Source organism: Desemzia sp. AGC72, from assembly GCF_057334175.1.
In genome coordinates, this window is the sequence record NZ_JBHFIG010000021.1 from 252,161 (window position 1) to 272,506 (window position 20,346).

Below are 20,346 nucleotides of genomic sequence, written 5' to 3' on the forward strand. Positions count from 1 at the left end.
ATGACACAACTATTACAAGAACGCATTACACAAGCAGCAGCTTTCATTAAAGAACAAGGAGTTCAACAAGTAGATATTGGGTTGATCTTAGGTTCAGGATTAGGAGAATTAGGAGAAGAAGTAGAAAATCCTATTGCTATTCCTTATGAAACAATTCCGCATTTCCCTGTTTCTACTGTTGTAGGACATGCAGGCCAATTGGTGTATGGTACATTAGGCGGACAAAAAGTATTGGCAATGCAAGGAAGATTCCACTATTATGAAGGCTATTCTTTAGAAGAAGTGACTTTCCCTGTTCGTGTGATGAAAGAATTAGGTATCCATTCAGTTTTTGTAACGAATGCTGCAGGCGGAGTGAACACTGAATTTGAACCAGGAGATTTGATGATGATTACTGATCAAATCAACTTTACTGGCGTTAACCCATTGCATGGACCAAACGATGAAAATATGGGTCCCCGTTTTGCAGACATGAGTCATGCTTACGATGAAAATTACCAAGTAATCGTTCGTAAAGTTGCGAAAGAAAGCGGTCTTGACTTAAAAGAAGGCGTATATATGGGATTCTCTGGTCCTACTTATGAAACTCCGGCTGAAGTTAGAATGGCACGTACTTTAGGGGCTGATGCAGTAGGTATGTCAACAGTTCCAGAAGTTATCGTAGCGAATCATGCTGGTATGAAAGTTGTTGGTGTTTCATGTATCACCAACTTAGCAGCAGGTATGCAAGCGAGTTTGAACCATGAAGAAGTAGTAGAAACGACTACAAGAGTAAAAGAAACATTCAAGTCATTTGTAAAAATGATTTTAGCTCAAATGTAGTTTTATCAAAATAACCCAAAGGGCAAGGTGTTAGACCAAACTCCATATGGTCTGGCACCTTGCTGATTTTTCTGATAAATTAATTAAGGAAATGCGGTACATAGATGATGCCGTTGTGAAAAATGGTTTATTATGATACAGTATCTAAAGTATATTATGGAGTGGGGAGTATAATGAGAATGAATGAACGCATGTTAACAGGCACAATGAAAATCAATGCTAAAAGTCATTTGGAAATCGGTGGAGTGGATACTGTAAATCTAGTTCAAAAATACGGTACCCCTGTTTATGTTTATGATGTAGCTCGAATAAAAGAGCAAGTACATAAATTTAAGGAAACTTTTAAACGCAAAAAAGTAAAAGCTCAAGTTGCTTATGCAAGCAAGGCTTTTTCTTGTTTAGCTTTATATCAAATTTTAGCTAAAGAAGATGTTTCATTAGATGTCGTTTCAGGCGGCGAATTGTATACAGCCATTCAAGCTGGATTTCCGAGTCAAAGAATCCATTTTCATGGAAACAATAAATCGGAAGATGAAGTAAAAGCTGCTTTAGATTATCAAATCGGTTGTTTTGTCGTAGATAACTTTTATGAATTAGAGATGTTAGACCGTTTGTCTCGTGAACGCAAACAAACCATTAAAGTTTTGATCCGTGTGACTCCAGGTGTAGAAGCACATACTCATGAATATATCTCAACTGGTCAAGTAGATTCAAAATTCGGTTTTGACTTGAACAGCGGGCAAGCAGAAAAGGCTTTACGCTCAATTGTCGACATGCCTTACATTGAATTGTTAGGTCTCCACAGCCACATCGGTTCGCAGATTTTTGAAACAGATGGTTTTACATTAGCTATCGAAATGTTGTTGAAACAAGCTGAACAATGGCAAAAAGCTTTTGGATTCGAACTGAAAGTATTGAATTTAGGCGGTGGGTTTGGCATCCGTTATGTTCCGGAAGACGAACCTCTAGCGATAGAAGAGCACACTACAGCTATCATTGAAGGGGTAGAAGCGAGTACAAAAGAACTTAAACTGCCTATACCGGAAATTTGGATCGAACCAGGCAGAAGCTTAGTGGGAGATGCTGGAATCACTTTGTATCAAGTCGGTTCTCAAAAAAACATCCCGGATGTCAGACATTACTTGGCTGTAGATGGTGGAATGGCTGACAACATCCGTCCAGCTTTATACGATGCAAAATATACGGGTATTTTAGCCAACAGAGCTGAGGATACAGCTGAAGAAACTTATTCTATTGCGGGAAAAGCCTGCGAATCTGGCGATATGCTGATTTGGGATCTTCCGTTGCCTAAACCTGAAACAAAAGATATTTTAGCGATTTTCAGTACAGGAGCGTATGGATATGCTATGGCCAGCAACTACAATCGTATTCCGCGTCCGCCAGTCGTTTTCGTGGAAAACGGAAAAGATTTCTTAGCGATTAAACGCGAGACCTATGCAGATATGCTGCGTTTAGATCAATCAATCTATGCTGAGTAAGATCATAAGAATGTTAGACTCAAAATCTTACGCAAATGACGATTTTAAGTCTACAGGAGGATAATTATGCTAGTCGTTTATAAAAAAAGTTATAAAAAAATCACAATGGGTCTTCTTTCATTTGTACCGGACCTAAAGGACATTCAGCGATTGAATGACGAGATGGAATGGTATGAACGAGAAGAAAATCGTCATCTTTATTTGTGGACAAGTGAAGAGACGAATGATTTTATTGGGGTGATAGGGGTAGAAGTCGGTGACGAAATGGTATTGCTTCGTCATATCGCTATCAATCCTTCCTATCGTAATGAAGGGATTAGTTTTGAAATATTAAATGCTTTAGAAGCAACGTATCCGAATAAAAAAATCATCAGCACGTTGGAGACCGGCCAAATCGTTTCCAAATGGGAAATTGAAAAAAATAATAAAGAACAACTATAAGGAGGACACCATCAATGTCAGAGATCAATATTAAAATTGACGTTTTTGAGGGGCCTCTGGATTTATTATTGCATTTGATTCAGCATTTGGAAGTAGATATTTATGATATTCCGATTGCAGAAATCACTTCTCAATATCTTTCTTATATTCAAACCATGAAAATACTTGAATTGGATGTTGCCGGAGACTATCTAGTTATGGCAGCTACCTTAATGGCGATTAAAAGCGACATGCTGCTGCCTAAACCGGAGCTGAATGAAGTAGAAGATTTTTATGAAGAGGGAATTGATCCAAGAGATGCTTTAGTAGATCAATTATTAGAATACAAACAATACAAACAAGCTGCTAGTGTATTGAAAAACAAAGAAGAAGAAAGAAGCCAGTATTTTACGAAAGATCCTAGCAACTTAGAAGAATACCAAGAAGACATTGAATTAGAACCTGAAAAAGTCAGTGTGATCGATTTGGTTTTAGCTTTTCAAGAAATGTTATCTAAGAAAAAATTAAAAGAACCTGTCCAGACTAAGATTGTTTCTGATGATATCACGATAGAAGACAAGATGCAGACGATTATATCTAAAATTCATTCTGCATCACTGCATACGCCGCTATTGTTTTCTGAGTTGTTTGAATCGATCAATAGAAATGAAGTTGTCATAACGTTCTTGGCTTTATTAGAATTAATGAAGCAGAAAGAAATCGATATCAGGCAAGAAAAAGCCTTTGATGAAATTGTTATTTTTTCTGTAATGGAAGAAAAAGTAGGAGAGAGTATACATGGATGAAGCAACTATTGAAGCGTTACTTTTTGTCGCCGGCGATGAAGGATTATCTTTAGAAGAAGCAGCTGCTTTATTAGAGAGTACAACTCAAGAAGTCTATGCTGCTTTGATGCGATTGCAGCAAAAGTATAAATCCAGAGACAGCGGCTTGACCTTGCTTGAAGTAGGAAATCGATTTGAATTAGCGACTAAAAAAAACTATTCAGCGGTTATCAAAAAATATGCTGCTTCTCCTTATGCAACTAATTTATCACAAGCAGCGTTAGAAACTTTGGCTATCGTAGCTTATAAACAACCTATTACTCGAATGGAAATCGATGAAATCCGCGGAGTTCAATCCAGCGGTTCTCTCCAAAAATTAGTGTTAAGAGGATTAGTACAAGAAAAAGGCAGAGTGGAAACACCTGGAAGACCGATCCTTTATGGAACGACAGAATATTTTATGGACTATTTCGGCTTGAAACAATTAGACGATTTACCTGATATCTCTGAACTTGGAGTTGAAAATGAAGAAAAAGAGACGGATTTGTTTTTTGAACGCTTTAGCGAGCAGTTCAATGAAGCAGGAAGTCAAATATAAAAATAAACCGTTCGAATGTTTATAAGGATGCTGCAATTTCGGCGTTGACGAATAAGCTGAGAAATAAAAGAGCTCGCTTAGGCGGGATGCAGATAAATTAAGGAGTGGATAAGTATGGAAAGATTACAAAAAGTCATGGCTCATGCTGGAGTAGATTCGAGACGTAAGTGTGAAACATTGATTACTCAAGGTCGTGTTAAAGTAAATGGCAAGGTAGTAACAGAGCTAGGTGTTCAAGTAAACTCAAATGATCGTATCGAGGTTGACAATATTCCAATCGATCGTGAAGAACCGGTTTATTTCTTATTGAACAAGCCAAGAAATATGATCACAGCTGTTTCAGACGATAAAGGCAGACCTGTGGTTACAGATCTATTTATGGGAATTGAGCAAAGGATTTACCCAGTAGGCAGATTAGATTATGATACAACTGGAGCACTTATTTTAACCAATGACGGTGAGCTTTCACAATTGTTGATGCACCCCAAGCATGAAATTGAAAAAGTTTATGTGGCTAAAGTGAAAGGTGTAGTGTTGAAAAAAACATTACGTCTTTTAGAAAAAGGTGTAGTGATTGAAGGACGGAAAACAGCTCCGGCAAAAACCAAGTTGTTGTCTGTCAATGCTGAAAAGGGAACGTCTATTGTTCAAATCACTCTTCATGAGGGCAGAAACCGACAAGTTAAAAAAATGTTTGAAGCTGTTGGACATCCGGTTCAAAAACTAACTCGTGAGGTTTATGGAAACGTGACTATTGCTGGGTTAGCTTCAGGCGAATGGCGAGAATTAAAACATTTTGAGATTCAACAATTAAAACAATTAGCTAAAGATTGAAAAAAAACATAGTATCCTTTTTTTGAGTATATTCAAAAAAGGGGTGCTTTTTTTGAACATATTGTGTCAAAGGTATGTTATGATAATTTTATGCTATAAAAACAGAATAATCTGACAATATCAAAAAGTGTGTACGACATGGCAAGAAAGCGGATAAGTTGCGTAAAAGATAGAGTGTTTTGTATAATAAAATCAGCAAAGTATACACTTGTGATGTGAAAGGGTGTAATGAATAATGAAAAATGAAACAGTAAATATACTAGTTGTAGATGATGAAGACCGTATCCGGAGATTGTTAAAAATGTACCTTGAACGTGAGGATTACGTTGTTTCTGAAGCAAATGACGGTGAGGAAGCACTGGAAATGGCTTTAGAACAAGATTATGATTTGATTCTACTGGATTTGATGATGCCTAAAATGGACGGTATCGAAGTAGCAGAAAAATTAAGAGAAGAAAAAACTACACCTATCATGATGATAACTGCTAAGGGGGAAGAAACGAATCGTATTCAAGGGTTCGAGACCGGAGCAGATGATTATATTGTGAAGCCTTTCAGCCCTAGAGAAGTGGTACTGAGAGTAAGTGCAGTTCTAAAACGAACTCACACAGAGAAAAAAGGGGAAGAAGACGCGGACGTTATATCCACTCCTCATATTGAAGTAGATAACCGTTCCCATACTGTTTTTGTAGATAAGGCAGTCATCAATCTTACACCAAAAGAATATGACCTCTTGCTATTCTTAATGAAGTCTCCAAATCAAATTTTTGGTAGAGAACAGTTATTACGTGAAGTTTGGAAATACGAGTTCTTTGGGGATTTAAGAACAGTTGATACCCATATCAAGCGTTTAAGAGAAAAATTGGCTAAACAATCTAAAGAAGCCTCTAAAAACATCGTAACCGTTTGGGGATTAGGGTATAAATTCAATGCTTATCCTGAGGAATCAGAAAAGTAGGTCGATCAGTAAATGAAAGTCACTAACATATCTGCAAAAATATGGATGATTATTATGGGGATCATTGGATTGTTTTTCTTCACTTGTATTTTGTCTTTCCGCTCTTTATATAATCAAAACTTAGAGCAAAATTATATTAGTGCATTTGAAAAAACGATTCATCGAGTCGAGCATTTTGCAGAAACAGACCCTGAATTATTTTTAGAGCAGATTGATACTATAAATAATGCCTCAGGTCATGTAGAATATAGAGTATTTTTAGATGAAAATTTAGGAAGTCAAATAAACTTGGAGGAAGACTTAACGCCTTTTCAAGCAAAAGTGATTGAAGATCCAGATGTTTTATCCAGTTTACGAGCTAGAAAAAGCAGTCAAATCGTGAAAACGGTTCGACAAGAAGATAGAATAGATACTCCTTTTATTATGCGGTTGTATAAATTTGAGGCGGCTGGAGAGAGCATGATCTTAGTATCTTTCGGTAATTTGTTATTTTTGAATGACCTGCAAAGCAACTTTAGGGATTGGATCACCATTATTATCATTCTTTATTTGATATTAGGTGTTTGGTCGTTTTATTATTTGAAGAAACGTTTAGGCGAACCAATCACAGAATTGCGCGATATTGCTTTTGATTATGCAACAAATGACTTCAGTCGTAAAGCTCAAGTCCGACATAAAGATGAGTTATCTCAACTAGGGCTGGCAATGAATAAAATGGCTCGTTCTCTTGAAACCAGCGGTGCTGCGACCCGGCAAGAAAAAGAGCTGTTAGAAAACATCGTTACAAATATCACTACAGGAATTTTGTATTATAACCAAGATAAGACTTTATTGATGTCTAACCCAAGCGGGGAAGAATTTTTAGAAAATTCAGAGCAAGGATATCTTCCAGAAGATGTACATGTGCCTCAATTTTTAAAGGAAAAAATCCAAGAAGTGATTACCAATTCAGAAAAGATCCATTTTAAGCATTCTGCCAATGACTTTTATTATGAAGTTTACATCATTCCTTTGTTTGATGAAACGATTGAAAATGTACGTGGAGTTCTTGTTTCGGTACAGGATGTGACACAAGAAAGAAGATTAGACACCATGAGAGTCGACTTCATCAATAATGTGTCTCATGAACTGCGGACACCTTTAGTAATGATTCAAGGATATAGTGAGGCTATTGTAGACGATGTAGCGGAAACGGTAGAAGAAAAACATGAAATGGCTAAAATCATTGGAGAAGAATCACGTCGAATGAACCGTATGGTAAATGAAATGCTGGATCTTTCTCGAGTAGAATCAGGGTACATTACTCTTGAAAAATCTAAAGTGAATTTATCGAAGTTTTTCAATCAGTTGTTTTCTCGTTTCAGTACCATGGCTTCAAATGGAAATGTTACATTGAGTTTAGAGATACAACCTGCATTGGAAAATTACTTTATGGATAGAGATAAAATGGACCAAGTCTTTGTCAATTTGATCAATAACGCCATTCGTCATACCATTATGGCGGATAGAGAAGAAGGACATGTAAAAATAAGTGTTTATTTGGATACTATCGTAGATGAGGTTTTGATGGAAGTGCAAGATAACGGTACAGGTATCCCAGAAGAAGATGTGCCTTTTGTCTTCGAGCGTTTTTACAAAGCCGACAAGTCCAGAGTTTCTCAAAGAGACAATCGTATTGGAACGGGAATAGGCTTATCGCTCGTTAAGAATATTGTTGAAGCTCATGAGGGTTATGTAGAGGTAAAAAGCGAAATGAATGAAGGCTCTAGCTTTATTGTTCATCTGCCGTACATCGATGAAAAAGAACAAATTATGGACAAAGAATTTTAAATGAATTAAAAGTAAGTAAAAAGCTTGTTTTTTAATGACTGCTGTCGTATAATCATAAGTGAATTAAAAAATAAAATATTGATTCGTCTTCAGGGGCAGGGTGTAATTCCCGACCGGTGGTAAAGTCCACGAGCCAAATATCTTGTTTGGTTGAACTGGTGTAATTCCAGTACCGACAGTAAAGTCTGGATAAAGAAGATGGGGTTATTTGAATTGTGATATGTTCAATGCTCTGTTTGCTATTCTGAAGAAAAGCAGACGGAGCATTTTTTTATTTCTATTCTATTTAACCGCAAGATGCTCATGCTGATGAATCCTTTTAGGAGGATTTTTATGCAAACAAGATCTACAAGAAACACAAAGAAAATGGTAGGAATCGCTATATTAGGCGCTATGTCTTTTATTTTGATCAACTTTTCTTTTCCTATCGTACCAGGAGTCTCTTTTTTGAAAGTAGACTTCAGTGATATGCCAAGTATCGTTGGCATGTTCTTATACGGACCGATTGGTGGTATCGCTATCGCCTTTATCCGAAGTCTCTTACATTATGTACAAACAGGTGGAGATGCCGGTTTTCCAATCGGAGACTTCACAAGCTTTGTCGCATCAGTGTCTTACTTGCTTCCGCTTTACTGGGTCGTACGTAAGAAAGGAACCGCTCTAAACAGTTTGATCTTAGGCAGCGTGGTTGGTACACTAGCTTTGACTGCAGTATTGTCTGTGTTAAACTATTACTTAGTTGCACCTCTTTATATGATGGTGTTAAACTTTGATGTGGGACCAATGATGCAATATGTGCTGTATGGGGTACTCCCGTTCAACTTAGCTAAAGGCTTTTTGATCAGCGTGGTATTTATTGTCGTTTTCGGAAAATTAAAACCATGGCTTTTGCGTAATGGATTATACAGCCTAACTGCTGCCAACAATAAATAATTTTATAAAAATAGCAAAAACTAAAAACTGCCTATAAGCAGTCTTTAGTTTTTTTTTACGTTTAAAAGTCTAATTTGTCTATAATTTTGGTATAGTAGTGTAAAGAACCGAGCAATATAGATTCATGTAATACAAATTATTAATACGTAAAGGCTGGAACAAAATATGGACCTTACATATACGGATCATTTTATACTGGCTCTCTTTTCTGCTGATTTGAAGAAAAAAGGCACCACTGTCTTTCATATATTGCAAGGGAAAAGAACAGCTTCTATTTTATATCGTGCAACAGACTATCGTTTGGACTGTTTTTTTGGTCTTTTTCCGAACATTGCACGGGATGCTTTTTTTCAACGGTTGAAGCTGTTGGTAGCTTTAGGATATTTAACTTTTTTTTCTGAAGAAGAAGAATATAAACAAACTGTTAAAGGAAAAGAAGCGGTAGAACACTATTTTTCCTATCATTATTACCCGACAAAATTGCAATGGATGACTCATGGGCGTGCAGTTCAAGAGTTTCAGCAAAAAATCTATTTCTTGACGCAAATATTTTCAGAGATTCGACATGAAAATTCACGCTATATTCCCTTAGAAAAAAGTACCACCATCCAACAATGGGCCAAACAGTGGTTGAAACAGCTGCCATTTGAGTTACAAATATCTGCTTTACAATTTGGTAAAGAGTGGTCATTCCTATTGGCTCATTTAGATAGCGAAAATGCGATCATAGTCGTCCAATCGATGTCTGGACATCAAATTGTCGGTTTGACAAAAAAACAGCTTGCTGAACGTATGTCCTTGGAAACACTTGAAATAAGCATGAGGGAAGCTGACACCTTCAGTAGCTTAATGAAGCTGGCAAGACAACATCCAAAAGAAGCACCTTTATTTCATTCGATCATTCAAGAGATTCTGCAAAAGAATGATAACAGCTTATCTAAAAGTGCAAAAGAAACGATTCAGCTGGTTCACAAAGGGTATTCGTTGGAGCAAGTCACCCATTTGCGCAATCTTAAAAAAAGCACTGTTTCTGAACATATTATTGAGTGGGCTATCTTATTCCCGACAGCTGATCTCATGCCTTTCATTCCAAAAGAAATCTATTCAAAAGCAGCAGATCTCATGCAAAAAAAAGCTGACTACACGTTTAAAGAAATGCAAGTACTCGTTCCTGAAATGGAATTTTTATGGTTTCGATTGATGCAGATTGAAGGGAGGAGAAAATGTGGATAAAACAATAGATATTCATGGATTATTAAAAACCAAGTTCGGCTATGAGACGTTTAGAGATGGGCAAGAAGAGACTATAAAAGCTGCGTTATCTGGTAAAAACACTCTAGTTATGTTGCCGACAGGTACAGGGAAATCTATTTGCTATCAACTGACTGGATATGCGACCGCCGGAACTGCCATCATTGTTTCTCCTTTGATTTCATTGATGCAGGACCAAGTAGAACAATTGAAAATGAATGGAGAAAAAAGAGTCGTAGCTTTAAACAGCTTACTTTCTCCTGGGCATAAACGGCAAGTATTGAAACAACTGCATCAATTCAAGTTTGTTTATTTGTCTCCTGAGATGTTGCTGCAGCCCCAAGTCATAGAAGTTTTAAAGAATATCCAAATCAGTTTATTTGTAATCGATGAGGCGCATTGTATTTCTCAATGGGGAATGGATTTTAGACCAGAATATTCTAGTCTGGGCAAGATAAGAGAAATGTTGGGCGATCCTTTGACGATGGCATTGACCGCTACGGCTACTCCGCGAGTCAGGGAAGAAATTTTAACAAGCTTACGATTACAGCCTGGCGATACACATCAAATCCTTTATTCTGTAAATCGACCAAACATTTCGTTAGGAACGATCCAATGCGAAAATCATGCTCATAAGAATGAAATGATGATTGAGAGGGTTCAAAAAATAAGCAAACCAGGGATAATCTATTTTTCCAGTAAAAAAATGGCAGATGAGATTGCTTCATTGATTCGTTCTAAAACTTCGTTAGTTGCTGAAAGCTATCATTCAAGTTTAGAAACGGAAGATAAAATCAAAATCCAACATCAATTTATACAAGGATCGATAGATGTGATTTGTGCGACTAGTGCATTTGGTATGGGAATCAATAAAAACAATATTCGATTTGTATTTCATTATCACTTACCTTCTAGTCCAGAAGCTTATTTGCAAGAAATCGGAAGAGCCGGCAGAGATGGTCAACCTAGCGTAGCATTATTATTTTATGAGCAAGGCGACCATTATATCCACCAGCGTTTCCAAGAAGATGCTTTGCCAAGTGAAGATGTGATTGAAATGGTTTATCGAGATCCATCTAAATTAGATTTGTTTCCAAAGGAAGACAATCATAAACAATTACTGAGTTCTTTTATAGCAATGAAGCGGCCGCTGTACGAAGTTAAAATGCAAATGGAGCTGCAGCGAAAAGTAAAACAAAATCAATTGTACTTTATGATCCATTACATCCAGTCTTCTGAATGCAAGCGTCAGCTGCTGATGCATTACTTTGAAGAAACCTTGACTCATAAACCTGAAATATGCTGTTCTTCATGCGGATTGGATATAGAAAAATACCAAACCAGTGAAGAAAATCAAGCAAATAGTCATAAAGAATTCAAAAAAGAGTGGCAAAACACCCTAAATGACCTATTTTTGTTGGAAAATTTATAAGGAAATGGCAGAGATCCTATGCTATAATAATCATGAAATTAGAAAGGAGAGGGATGTACATGACCAGAAAGAAAAAAGGTCATTCAAATGATGCGGATGAGTTATGGTCTCGCAAATTTGACGAAGATGAGGGATATACAAACGGCAATTATTCTAGAACTGAAAGAAAAAAAGCTGACAAAGCAATATCGCCTGTATTGAAATCATTATGGATATTTTTAGCCCTTTTTATTATGTTACCAACAGGTGTGTATTTATGGTATACCTATAACGATCAAGACACTACGGCAGCCGAATCTGAAACTGAAACCTTAATCGTAAAAGAAAATGAAGCTGACAAAAGCGAAGCAAAAGAACCGGAAAAGGAAATCAGTAAACCTGAATCAGAAGAATCAGAAGTTGCTGAAAAACCAAGCGAAAGTTCGCAAGCTGCTTCCAGCGAATCGTCTAAAGCAATCGAATCCTCCAAAGCAGTTGAGAGCGAGTCTAAAGCTCCAATTGAAGAAAGTGCAACTAGCGAAGCCTCTTCTCAAGCAGCGGAATCAAGACCTGCTGAGGGATCAAAAACTTACACTGTAAAACCCGGAGATAACCTGTATCGAATTGCGTTGAATCATGGGATATCAACAGATGAGCTGAAAGCTTTAAATGGCTTGACAACAGATGAAGTTGCAGTAGGTACCGTTCTAGTGGTAAAATAATTAAGTATGAAAGAGTTGAGATAACCATCTCAGCTCTTTATTTTTGTGCAGATCACACTAGTGACCTACATAAAGCTCTGTAAAGAATCCTGACTGGTAGTGTATACTGCTTACTAGGAATATTTTTTGGGAAGAAAGAAGGAATTCAAATGAATAAAAAATTAAGAATAGCAATTGATGGACCGGCATCCGCTGGTAAAAGTACGGTAGCGAAAATATTAGCCAGTGATCTAAACTATATTTATTGTGACACAGGAGCGATGTATCGAGTTTTAACGCTTCAAGCTTTAAAGCATAATGTAGATATAGAAAATGAAAACAAGCTGACAGCTCTTTTAAAAGAAATAGATATCACTTTTGAACCAGACGGAGATCAACAAAAAGTATTCTTAAATGGAGAAAATGTAACAACTGATATTAGACAACCAGATGTGACAAATGCGGTCTCAGCTGTTTCAGCTCATAAAGGCGTTCGTGAAGAGCTGGTTCGCCGTCAACAAGTGATTGCTGAAGCTGGCGGCATCGTTATGGATGGAAGAGATATCGGAACGGCTGTGCTGCCAGATGCTGAAGTAAAGATTTTCCTTGTAGCCAGTGCCAAAGAAAGAGCAGAAAGAAGATACAAAGAAAATATCAGCAAAGGAATCGAAACTCCATTAGAAGTGTTGCAAAAAGAAATTGAAGATAGAGACTACAAAGATTCCCATCGTGAAGTATCACCTCTTGTTCAAGCAGAAGACGCGGTATTATTGGATACTACCAGCTTATCGATTGATCAAGTGGTAGAAAAAATGAAAGAAATCATTTTAAAATTAATCTAATTGTAATATTTTTTCATAATTACAACTCTTTTATTGGCATTCTTACTAATGATTAGGTAAAATAATATGTGTAGGATTTATTTCGTTATTAGGAGGATGCCACATGACAGAAAATGAGAATGTACATGAAGTTGAAGAACAACAATCTATGTCAGATGTTATGAAAGACGTTGAGGAAATAAGCATTGGGGATATCGTCGAAGGTGAAGTTTTGGCCATTGATGAAAATAAACAGGCAATCGTGGGATTAGGCGGCGGTTTAGAAGGCGTTATTCCACATAACGAATTGTCAGCGTCTCCTTTTGAAAATGTTTCAGACGTGATTAAAGTCGGCGATAAAATGGATCTAGTCGTGATCAAAGAAAGTAAAGATAAAGAAAACGGCAGCTATGTATTGTCTAAACGTCGTATTGAGGCGAAAAAAGTTTGGGAAAAGATTCAAAAAGATTATGAAGAAGGCAATATTATTGAAGCTCCCGTAACAAACGTTGTTAAAGGAGGACTTGTAGTTGATGTTGGGGTACGCGGTTTTGTACCAGCTTCTATGGTAGAAGTATTCTTTGTAGATGATTTTTCGGAATACAAAGGAAAAACAATGACCTTTAAAATCATTGAGATTGAACCAAGTGAAAATCGTTTGATTTTATCTCACAAAGCCGTTGCAGAAGAAGAAAATGAAGCTAAGAAAGAAGAAGTGCTAGCTAACTTAGTTGAAGGAGAAACAGTTACAGGTACTGTAGCTCGTTTGACCAACTTTGGTGCTTTCATCGATCTTGGCGGAGTTGACGGGTTGGTCCACATTTCTGAAATTTCATATGGTCACGTCAATGAGCCTAGTGATGAATTGAATGTTGGGGAAGAAGTTCAAGTGAAAATTCTTTCTGTAAATAAAGAAGAAGGTCGTATCTCACTTTCCATCAAAGACACGTTGCCTGGACCATGGGATGATATTGAAGAACGCGCTAAAGCAGGTGCAATCTTGGAAGGCGAAGTTAAACGTCTAACAAGCTTTGGAGCATTTGTTGAAGTATTTCCAGGTGTTGAAGGATTGGTTCACATTTCTCAAATTTCTCACAACCATATTGCGACTCCGCATGAAGTATTGACTGTTGGAGAAAAAATCAAAGTGAAAGTGTTGTCTGTCAGTCCTGAAGAACAACGCTTATCATTAAGTATCAAAGCTTTAGAAGAGAAACCTGAACGTACCAAACAAGAACCAAGAACTGATGAAGTTCCTGAAATAGAAGAAGAAACCGGTTTTACTTTAGGAGACTTAATCGGAGACCAACTAGCAGATATCTCGACAGAAGATGAAGAATCAACTGAGAAATAACAAGTAAAAGAAAACGGCATGTGGTTTCTGCGGAGACCATATGTCTTTTTTTGTGGCTAAAAACAAAATAAAAACGTAAACAACGCGTTAAATTGCAAATGTTGTTTGCAAGTTTGCCTAAATTAAACTAAACTAGTAAGAGTACAAAAGTAGAAAAAGAGGAGGCTAGAACATGGCAAAACCAGTAATCGCCATTGTTGGTCGTCCAAATGTAGGAAAATCAACGATTTTTAACCGTATTGTCGGAGAACGTGTTTCTATTGTCGAAGATATTGCAGGAGTTACCCGTGACCGGATATATTCTCCAGCAGAATGGTTAGGAAAAGAATTTAATGTGATTGATACAGGTGGAATTGATATAGGGGACGAACCCTTTTTAGAACAGATCAGACAGCAAGCAGAAATCGCTATTGAAGAAGCGGACGTGATCATTTTCCTTACAAGTGCAAGAGAAGGTGTCACAGATGCAGATGAAAATGTAGCTCAAATTTTATACCGCAGCAATAAGCCAGTGTTACTAGCGGTTAACAAAGTAGATAATCCAGAAATGAGAACAGATATTTTTGATTTCTACTCACTAGGACTAGGCGAACCGTATCCTGTTTCAGGAAGTCATGGAATCGGATTGGGAGACTTATTAGATGAAGCTATCAAGCATTTCCCTGAAGAAGGTGAAGAAGAATATGATGACTCAGTCATCAAATTCAGCTTGATCGGTAGACCGAATGTTGGGAAATCTTCATTAGTCAATGCAATTCTCGGAGAAGAACGAGTCATTGTTTCTAATGTAGCTGGAACGACAAGAGATGCGATCGATACTTCTTTCACGTCTAAAGACGGAGAAGAGTTTGTGATGATCGATACTGCCGGAATTCGTAAAAAGGGTAAGGTTTACGAAAATACAGAGAAATATAGTGTTTTAAGAGCTCTTAGAGCGATTGAACGATCAGATGTCGTCCTTTGTGTGCTGAATGCAGAAGAAGGCATCAGAGAGCAAGATAAGAAAGTTGCAGGATATGCACACGAAGCTGGTAAAGGGATCATTATTTTAGTGAACAAGTGGGATGCAATCGAGAAAGATACGAAGACGATGAAGACTTTTGAGGATAATATCCGTGAAGAATTTGCGTATTTAAGCTATGCTCCAATCATTTATGTTTCTGCTTTAACGAAACAACGCTTGCACCAATTGCCAGAATTGATCAGCAGAGTAAGCCAAAACCAAAGATTGCGTATTCAATCATCTACTTTAAACGAAGTGATCTTGGATGCAGTAGCAATGAACCCGACACCTACAGACAAAGGAAAACGCTTGAAGATCTACTATGCAACTCAAGTAGCTACCAAACCGCCAACCTTTGTAGTGTTCGTAAACGAACCAGAAATGATGCATTTCTCTTACGCTCGTTATTTGGAAAATCGTCTGCGGGATACTTTCAATTTTGAAGGTACTCCAATACGCTTGATCACGCGCCGTAGAAAGTAAAATTCGGTATTTTACCATAGTTGATATGGAAGTTCAACTTTTTCCCAAGTTTTGATTAAACCTTAGGGAAAATTGCTGAATATCACTAAAAAACATTGCAGTATCAATATTTGTGTGATATCTTTTTAGATGAAATGTCATTTAGATCAACTAATTTTCATTTCACTATTTGTTGTTTTTGGACCACTCAAAAATGACTTAGGATGTTTATAAAAATAGAACATCGATTCTTCTTTTCGAGGAGGTGAAATTATAAATGGCTAATAAAGCACAATTAATCGAGAGTGTAGTATCTAAAACAGATCTTAACAAAAAACAAGCAACTGTAGCAGTTGACGCTGTTTTCGGATCTATCCAAGAATTACTAAGCGATGGTGAAAAAGTTCAAATCATCGGATTTGGTAACTTTGAAGTACGTGACCGCGCAGCTCGTAAAGGACGTAACCCTCAAACAGGGGAAGAAATCCAAATCGATGCAAGCAAAGTACCTGCATTCAAACCAGGTAAAGCGCTTAAAGATGCAGTTAAATAATCTGTACTTAAAAACCCCTGATACGTCAGGGGTTTTTGTCATGTATAGGGTGGTTTGATTTCAGAAAGGGGCAAAAAAGGGGCAGAAATTTATAAACCACTCGATTCCAGCTGCTCAATGATGTTCGATTTCATCGAACTCGTTACATGAGTATAAATTTTATTAGTGATTTCCCCGTCCTCATGACCGACTCTATCCATGATAGCTTTCAAAGGTACGTTCTTTTCAGCTAAAAACGAGATGTGAGAGTGTCTAAAGATATGCGAGGACAATTCCTTGTCTTCTAAACCAATGCGCTCACCGGCTCGTTTTAATGCTATATTAAAGGAATTGTTTTGCATAGGTGTCCCAGTTTTGGTCACGAACACATAATCAGCTTTCAAATATTTTGTTGCATCAAGTCTGGTCAGGACATTTTCATTAATAGTTCTGTTCACTAAATCAATCGTTCTTTTAGTTAAATTGATATTGCGTGTAGATTTAACTGTTTTAGTAGGCCCTTTCCTGGCTTTTTTATATCCTCTTGTTTTATCAAGGGTCCCAGTAATCTTGACAAGCTTTTCATCTAAATAAAAATCTTGTTCTGTTAAAATAACTCCCTCGCCAAATCGAACGCCTGTTAAGTACATAAACTCTGCTAGTCGTGCAATTCGATAAGTGGAAGGACGTCTATATAATTCTTTTAATAAAAGTTCAGCTTCGTCATGCTCTAGGAATTTATTTTCAATTCGTTGGATATCTGCGAGAGTTTTAGCTTTCTTAATCATCGTTACGTTATCCAAGGGATTCTTATCAATGTATTCCATTTTGTAGGCATATTTAAAAATCAAACCTAAAGTAGACTTCAAGGAAGATAAGTACTGATCAGAGTAATCTAACTGATTAAAAAATTTTTGAAGATACTTTGTATCAATTTTACTAATCAATATATCTTCTTTTACATAATTCAGTATAATTTTTTTCATAGATTCGTAAACTACAATTGAAGAAGGACGAAGCGATCTCATGTGACTTTGATGCCACTCTTGATAAACTTCATGGAAAGTGACTGATTGCTGCTCTTTTTCATCTAAAGCTTTTGCTATTCTTTCATTAAGAATTTTCTGAGCTTTGTTCCATGCTTGCTGGGATTGACTTGTTAGAACGGTAGACTTTCTTTTAAACTTTTGAGAGTAAGGATCCTTGTACCTTTCAATATACTTAAATTTACCATCAGCTTGTTCTTCCATCCACATTGTTTTCATCTCCTATTTTGTGCTAAAATAGGGTACAGTAAATACGCCTATTTTAGGTGTGTTTTAGTAAACGCCTCACTCCTCAGACCGCCAAGTTAGATGGAGCGGGGTGTTTTTTGTTTTTAAAGTAGCAAAGCTAAGATAATTAAAATCGGAATTGTTATCAACAAGGTCATAGCGCATCCGATTTTACTCAAACCATTTCCAACATTTTGAGCTGCATTTCCGAACTCACTCATTTTTTCTCCAGCACGATATGCTTTATTATTCATAAGTCGGGTTTCGTAATCATGGAAAATGGAATGGATGTAATCTGTATTGAACTGCATGTTACACGCAGGACAACTTTCAGTACGATAAGTAACGATAATGTTTTTCTGACAATTGGGACAAGGTATCTTCATTTTCTCTTTTTCTATATCCAATTTATAAATCCCCCTCCAATAAATATGTTATAATTTATTCGAAGTAGAGAGGTACACCAAGCTTTGAACTGTTCCCGCAGTTTAAGGCTTTTTATTTTAACTTGCATTCCCATCCGATACCCAATTTGAAATTTTCTAGCACACTAGAATAATCAAAATGACCATCCGACTCATCAATCAAGTAATTCATCATAAAATAATTCGCTTCATTTTCCATTTTAGATCTAAATACAGGTTTGTCATATAAGGCTGATAGGTCATTGTGATTCAAAGCATGACCTAACTCATGAAGGATAACTTCTTTTTGTTTTTCCTCGTCTAAACTTTCATTAACAAACATCGTTTTTAAATCATGATTGTAATAACCGTTCTTTTTCAAACTCAATAATACGAGTTCGATTCCATTCTCTTTAAGCAAACCATAGAAATTGTCCATATATACATAGGTACCTCCTTACTTGTTGCTGAATCTTCCAATGAGATAAGCACGGATAGCTTCTCTATCGCTATCGGTCATAGGCTGGCCATCAAAACTCATCGTATTGTCTAAGATTTCATCTAAATCTAAATTGGAAGGAAGTTCCTTTTTAGTTGTTTTTTCTTCTCGTCCCAACAAGTAATCTGTCGAAACTCCGAAATAATCCGCAATTGCCTCCAATTTATCGGAACCAGGTTTTTGTTTCTTAAGTCGGTAAAGAGTATTTTTCGAATAACCTAAAGCTTCCTCAAGGTCATTTATTGAAATTCCTCTCTTATCGCATAAAAATTTTATTCTGTCTAACATTGTTTTATCAACCTTTCTCAAGGCTCACAAAATAAAATTAAACAAAAGGTATAAAAATAGTTGACTTAATTATACCTATAGTTTAATATTCTATTTGTAAGCTAATTGGTCAGCTTAAAGGTCATCTAAATAAAACCAAAAAACGTTGGGGAACGGGGATTTGGTGTTTAAATAACGCTTATTTAGCTATGCCCTAATATTAAACTATTCGACTAAAAACGTCAATAAAAAGTTAAACAATTAGCTTACAAATTAGCTTATTTTTTAGAGGAGGTTGTAGACATGCCGGAAACACAAGCATTAAGGAATAAAATCTTAGCTCATTTAGAGGAAAAAGAAATACCTCAAAGACATTTAGCTTTATTGATTGATGAGAATCCTCAATATCTAAATGATGTTTTGATTGGCAAGAAAACAGGGCCTAAAGCAAACGAGATGTTGCTGACTATTGTCAAAGTTTTAGGAATCAAATAAGGAGGGAAGAATCATGAAATCTCCAACAATTGAAGAATTAATCAAAGTTGCTGAAGAGAAAGAAGTGAGCACGGAATGGGACAGAAAGAAAGAACTACTAAAAAGGTTCAACGGTTTATCCCGTTCAACGCTTGATAACTACCAAAGCGAGATGGAAAGTATTCCTGAATTCGCTGAGGGAGTAATCAAACCAGGTCATTCTACAACGTTTATCAATATTCATATTTTTGTCTGGTTCCTCAGATGGAAAGAAGCCAATCGATATGTAAGCAAAAAGTTGTCTCCAAAAGAGATTCTGGAGAAACCAAATTGTTGTCTGGAGGATGAAGCTGTATGAGCGAAGCAACCAAAAAACTTCTTTTATCAGTCAGCAATGCTTTTTCGGGGCTCACTGATGCGAATGGAGACTTAAATAAAAAAGGGATGATGTTGTGTCTCCCTTTACTTATCATCCTATTTTTAATCTATATGTACGTGGAGGGCACAGATTTATGAGTTATAGAGTAACTGCTTTTGGTCTATGTACTACAGCAACATTCAATGACATGACGAGAGCCTACGCTTTTCGTAATCATTTGATCAAGTTGGGTTATCAAGCAAGAGTTGAAGAAATTTGAAGGAGGTGATCAGATGTTGAAAAACTTCAAGTGGATAGAAAGAGAAGGTTATTACAGTCAAAAAATAGGTAAGCACGAAGTAACGGTTGAACGACTGCCTAAACTGCATCGTTTATCTCTATGGAAAGATGACGCGGAAGAATTAATTGAGTCTCACGATTTTGAGGGAACAGATTTGAGTAGTTTACTCAGAGCGTTTGCTTTAGGTGATCAGTTGTTAAAACAAAATACAAAAAAGCGAGGTTAAAAACATGAAACAAACACGGATAGAAATTGAATCGACCAAAGAAGAAGCGTTGGAGCACATTCACAAAATTATAAAGAGCTACGATCCAGAGGAAGATAGTTTAGTAGTTATCAAAATTGCTGGTCCTCTAGAAAAATCAGAAACTGCTGTAGCTAGCAATATCAACTCTGATCACTTACTTGCTTTTGAGGATGCTACTAACACTGTATTCGAAAATGCTTTGAAAGAAATTGCCGAAAAGAATCCGCTCAAAGCGGCTTTGATTGCAGGATTGTATTTAAACCAAAAAAATGACTGATGCGCCAACATCAGCCAGTAATCAAATATCA

General features: G+C 36.7%; 25 protein-coding genes and 1 riboswitch. Of the genes, 21 read left to right on the forward strand and 4 right to left on the reverse strand.

Annotated features, from left to right (window positions below; genetic code table 11):
* The 16 genes from ACE025_RS10135 (at position 1) to ACE025_RS10210 (ending at position 16,235) form a co-directional block, all read left to right on the forward strand.
* Positions 1-822, forward strand: a complete 822-nt coding sequence (locus ACE025_RS10135; RefSeq protein WP_485939553.1) for a purine-nucleoside phosphorylase — start codon at positions 1-3, stop codon at positions 820-822.
* Positions 823-995: 173 nt separating this feature from the next.
* Entirely contained in the window at positions 996-2,321 is a 1,326-nt protein-coding gene (gene lysA / locus ACE025_RS10140; RefSeq protein ID WP_485939554.1) for a diaminopimelate decarboxylase, read from the forward strand.
* Between the two features lie 66 nt (positions 2,322-2,387).
* The gene (locus ACE025_RS10145; protein WP_485939555.1) at positions 2,388-2,762 is read left to right on the forward strand and encodes a GNAT family N-acetyltransferase; all 375 of its coding nucleotides are present in this window, start codon (positions 2,388-2,390) and stop codon (positions 2,760-2,762) included.
* Between the two features lie 14 nt (positions 2,763-2,776).
* On the forward strand, positions 2,777-3,547 hold the full coding sequence (locus ACE025_RS10150) for a segregation/condensation protein A (RefSeq protein ID WP_485939556.1): 771 nt from the start codon (positions 2,777-2,779) through the stop codon (positions 3,545-3,547).
* Positions 3,540-4,124, forward strand: coding sequence for an SMC-Scp complex subunit ScpB (gene scpB / locus ACE025_RS10155; protein WP_485939557.1), 585 nt, complete (start codon positions 3,540-3,542; stop codon positions 4,122-4,124). The genes ACE025_RS10150 and scpB overlap by 8 nt, the downstream gene beginning before the upstream one ends.
* A 114-nt stretch (positions 4,125-4,238) precedes the next feature.
* A complete protein-coding gene (locus ACE025_RS10160) occupies positions 4,239-4,958 on the forward strand; it encodes a pseudouridine synthase (protein ID WP_485939558.1) in 720 nt (239 codons plus the stop codon).
* A 235-nt stretch (positions 4,959-5,193) separates the two neighbouring features.
* Positions 5,194-5,916 (forward strand): response regulator transcription factor, encoded by a 723-nt coding sequence (locus tag ACE025_RS10165; protein ID WP_485939559.1) that lies wholly within the window; start codon positions 5,194-5,196, stop codon positions 5,914-5,916.
* A 12-nt stretch (positions 5,917-5,928) separates the two neighbouring features.
* A complete protein-coding gene (locus ACE025_RS10170) occupies positions 5,929-7,746 on the forward strand; it encodes a HAMP domain-containing sensor histidine kinase (protein WP_485939560.1) in 1,818 nt (605 codons plus the stop codon).
* A gap of 81 nt (positions 7,747-7,827) precedes the next feature.
* Positions 7,828-7,950: riboswitch (FMN riboswitch) on the forward strand.
* A 129-nt stretch (positions 7,951-8,079) separates the two neighbouring features.
* The gene (locus ACE025_RS10175; RefSeq protein WP_485939561.1) at positions 8,080-8,679 is read left to right on the forward strand and encodes an ECF transporter S component; all 600 of its coding nucleotides are present in this window, start codon (positions 8,080-8,082) and stop codon (positions 8,677-8,679) included.
* Between the two features lie 165 nt (positions 8,680-8,844).
* Positions 8,845-9,912 carry a YpbB family protein gene (locus ACE025_RS10180; RefSeq protein WP_485939562.1) on the forward strand — a complete coding sequence of 356 codons (1,068 nt, stop codon included), beginning with the start codon at positions 8,845-8,847 and terminating at the stop codon, positions 9,910-9,912.
* A complete protein-coding gene (locus ACE025_RS10185; protein ID WP_485939563.1) occupies positions 9,905-11,362 on the forward strand; it encodes a RecQ family ATP-dependent DNA helicase in 1,458 nt (485 codons plus the stop codon). Before ACE025_RS10180 ends, ACE025_RS10185 begins: the two co-directional genes overlap by 8 nt.
* 59 nt (positions 11,363-11,421) lie before the next feature.
* Complete coding sequence (locus tag ACE025_RS10190) at positions 11,422-12,063, forward strand: LysM peptidoglycan-binding domain-containing protein (protein ID WP_485939564.1); 642 nt, start codon at positions 11,422-11,424, stop codon at positions 12,061-12,063.
* 149 nt (positions 12,064-12,212) lie between these two features.
* A complete protein-coding gene (gene cmk / locus ACE025_RS10195) occupies positions 12,213-12,884 on the forward strand; it encodes a (d)CMP kinase (protein ID WP_485939565.1) in 672 nt (223 codons plus the stop codon).
* 103 nt (positions 12,885-12,987) lie between these two features.
* Complete coding sequence (rpsA, locus tag ACE025_RS10200; RefSeq protein ID WP_485939566.1) at positions 12,988-14,217, forward strand: 30S ribosomal protein S1; 1,230 nt, start codon at positions 12,988-12,990, stop codon at positions 14,215-14,217.
* A 172-nt stretch (positions 14,218-14,389) separates the two neighbouring features.
* Positions 14,390-15,703, forward strand: a complete 1,314-nt coding sequence (der, locus tag ACE025_RS10205) for a ribosome biogenesis GTPase Der (RefSeq protein ID WP_485939567.1) — start codon at positions 14,390-14,392, stop codon at positions 15,701-15,703.
* A 256-nt stretch (positions 15,704-15,959) separates the two neighbouring features.
* Positions 15,960-16,235, forward strand: a complete 276-nt coding sequence (locus ACE025_RS10210) for an HU family DNA-binding protein (protein ID WP_092480109.1) — start codon at positions 15,960-15,962, stop codon at positions 16,233-16,235.
* Positions 16,236-16,324: 89 nt separating this feature from the next.
* Here the strand turns inward: ACE025_RS10210 and ACE025_RS10215 are convergent, their stop codons facing one another.
* From ACE025_RS10215 to ACE025_RS10230, 4 genes are all read right to left on the reverse strand, one after another.
* A complete protein-coding gene (locus ACE025_RS10215) occupies positions 16,325-17,470 on the reverse strand; it encodes a tyrosine-type recombinase/integrase (protein WP_485939568.1) in 1,146 nt (381 codons plus the stop codon).
* A 122-nt stretch (positions 17,471-17,592) separates the two neighbouring features.
* A complete protein-coding gene (locus ACE025_RS10220) occupies positions 17,593-17,895 on the reverse strand; it encodes a hypothetical protein (RefSeq protein ID WP_485939569.1) in 303 nt (100 codons plus the stop codon).
* Positions 17,896-17,986: 91 nt separating this feature from the next.
* On the reverse strand, positions 17,987-18,331 hold the full coding sequence (locus ACE025_RS10225; RefSeq protein WP_485939570.1) for an ImmA/IrrE family metallo-endopeptidase: 345 nt from the start codon (positions 18,329-18,331) through the stop codon (positions 17,987-17,989).
* 18 nt (positions 18,332-18,349) lie between these two features.
* Positions 18,350-18,679, reverse strand: a complete 330-nt coding sequence (locus ACE025_RS10230) for a helix-turn-helix domain-containing protein (protein WP_485939571.1) — start codon at positions 18,677-18,679, stop codon at positions 18,350-18,352.
* Positions 18,680-18,961: 282 nt separating this feature from the next.
* Here ACE025_RS10230 and ACE025_RS10235 point away from each other — a divergent pair, with 282 nt between their 5' ends.
* The 5 genes from ACE025_RS10235 to ACE025_RS10255 all read left to right on the forward strand — a co-directional run bounded on the left by ACE025_RS10235 (position 18,962) and on the right by ACE025_RS10255 (position 20,315).
* Positions 18,962-19,153 (forward strand): hypothetical protein, encoded by a 192-nt coding sequence (locus tag ACE025_RS10235; protein WP_485939572.1) that lies wholly within the window; start codon positions 18,962-18,964, stop codon positions 19,151-19,153.
* Positions 19,154-19,166: 13 nt separating this feature from the next.
* Positions 19,167-19,490: a hypothetical protein gene (locus tag ACE025_RS10240; protein WP_485939573.1), complete on the forward strand. Its 324-nt coding sequence runs from the start codon at positions 19,167-19,169 to the stop codon at positions 19,488-19,490.
* A gap of 154 nt (positions 19,491-19,644) precedes the next feature.
* The gene (locus ACE025_RS10245; protein WP_485939574.1) at positions 19,645-19,770 is read left to right on the forward strand and encodes a hypothetical protein; all 126 of its coding nucleotides are present in this window, start codon (positions 19,645-19,647) and stop codon (positions 19,768-19,770) included.
* A gap of 13 nt (positions 19,771-19,783) precedes the next feature.
* Positions 19,784-20,017: a hypothetical protein gene (locus ACE025_RS10250; RefSeq protein WP_485939575.1), complete on the forward strand. Its 234-nt coding sequence runs from the start codon at positions 19,784-19,786 to the stop codon at positions 20,015-20,017.
* A gap of 4 nt (positions 20,018-20,021) precedes the next feature.
* Positions 20,022-20,315 (forward strand): hypothetical protein, encoded by a 294-nt coding sequence (locus ACE025_RS10255; RefSeq protein WP_485939576.1) that lies wholly within the window; start codon positions 20,022-20,024, stop codon positions 20,313-20,315.
* Positions 20,316-20,346: the final 31 nt, after the last annotated feature.

Coding starts and splice junctions, on each gene's coding strand:
- ACE025_RS10135 (WP_485939553.1), top strand. CDS start 1: ATGACACAACTATTACAAGAACGCATTACACAAGCAGCAGCTTTCATT.
- lysA (WP_485939554.1), top strand. CDS start 996: ATGAGAATGAATGAACGCATGTTAACAGGCACAATGAAAATCAATGCT.
- ACE025_RS10145 (WP_485939555.1), top strand. CDS start 2,388: ATGCTAGTCGTTTATAAAAAAAGTTATAAAAAAATCACAATGGGTCTT.
- ACE025_RS10150 (WP_485939556.1), top strand. CDS start 2,777: ATGTCAGAGATCAATATTAAAATTGACGTTTTTGAGGGGCCTCTGGAT.
- scpB (WP_485939557.1), top strand. CDS start 3,540: ATGGATGAAGCAACTATTGAAGCGTTACTTTTTGTCGCCGGCGATGAA.
- ACE025_RS10160 (WP_485939558.1), top strand. CDS start 4,239: ATGGAAAGATTACAAAAAGTCATGGCTCATGCTGGAGTAGATTCGAGA.
- ACE025_RS10165 (WP_485939559.1), top strand. CDS start 5,194: ATGAAAAATGAAACAGTAAATATACTAGTTGTAGATGATGAAGACCGT.
- ACE025_RS10170 (WP_485939560.1), top strand. CDS start 5,929: ATGAAAGTCACTAACATATCTGCAAAAATATGGATGATTATTATGGGG.
- ACE025_RS10175 (WP_485939561.1), top strand. CDS start 8,080: ATGCAAACAAGATCTACAAGAAACACAAAGAAAATGGTAGGAATCGCT.
- ACE025_RS10180 (WP_485939562.1), top strand. CDS start 8,845: ATGGACCTTACATATACGGATCATTTTATACTGGCTCTCTTTTCTGCT.
- ACE025_RS10190 (WP_485939564.1), top strand. CDS start 11,422: ATGACCAGAAAGAAAAAAGGTCATTCAAATGATGCGGATGAGTTATGG.
- cmk (WP_485939565.1), top strand. CDS start 12,213: ATGAATAAAAAATTAAGAATAGCAATTGATGGACCGGCATCCGCTGGT.
- rpsA (WP_485939566.1), top strand. CDS start 12,988: ATGACAGAAAATGAGAATGTACATGAAGTTGAAGAACAACAATCTATG.
- der (WP_485939567.1), top strand. CDS start 14,390: ATGGCAAAACCAGTAATCGCCATTGTTGGTCGTCCAAATGTAGGAAAA.
- ACE025_RS10210 (WP_092480109.1), top strand. CDS start 15,960: ATGGCTAATAAAGCACAATTAATCGAGAGTGTAGTATCTAAAACAGAT.
- ACE025_RS10215 (WP_485939568.1), bottom strand. CDS start 17,470: ATGTGGATGGAAGAACAAGCTGATGGTAAATTTAAGTATATTGAAAGG.
- ACE025_RS10225 (WP_485939570.1), bottom strand. CDS start 18,331: ATGGACAATTTCTATGGTTTGCTTAAAGAGAATGGAATCGAACTCGTA.
- ACE025_RS10230 (WP_485939571.1), bottom strand. CDS start 18,679: ATGTTAGACAGAATAAAATTTTTATGCGATAAGAGAGGAATTTCAATA.
- ACE025_RS10235 (WP_485939572.1), top strand. CDS start 18,962: ATGCCGGAAACACAAGCATTAAGGAATAAAATCTTAGCTCATTTAGAG.
- ACE025_RS10240 (WP_485939573.1), top strand. CDS start 19,167: ATGAAATCTCCAACAATTGAAGAATTAATCAAAGTTGCTGAAGAGAAA.
- ACE025_RS10245 (WP_485939574.1), top strand. CDS start 19,645: ATGAGTTATAGAGTAACTGCTTTTGGTCTATGTACTACAGCAACATTC.
- ACE025_RS10250 (WP_485939575.1), top strand. CDS start 19,784: ATGTTGAAAAACTTCAAGTGGATAGAAAGAGAAGGTTATTACAGTCAA.
- ACE025_RS10255 (WP_485939576.1), top strand. CDS start 20,022: ATGAAACAAACACGGATAGAAATTGAATCGACCAAAGAAGAAGCGTTG.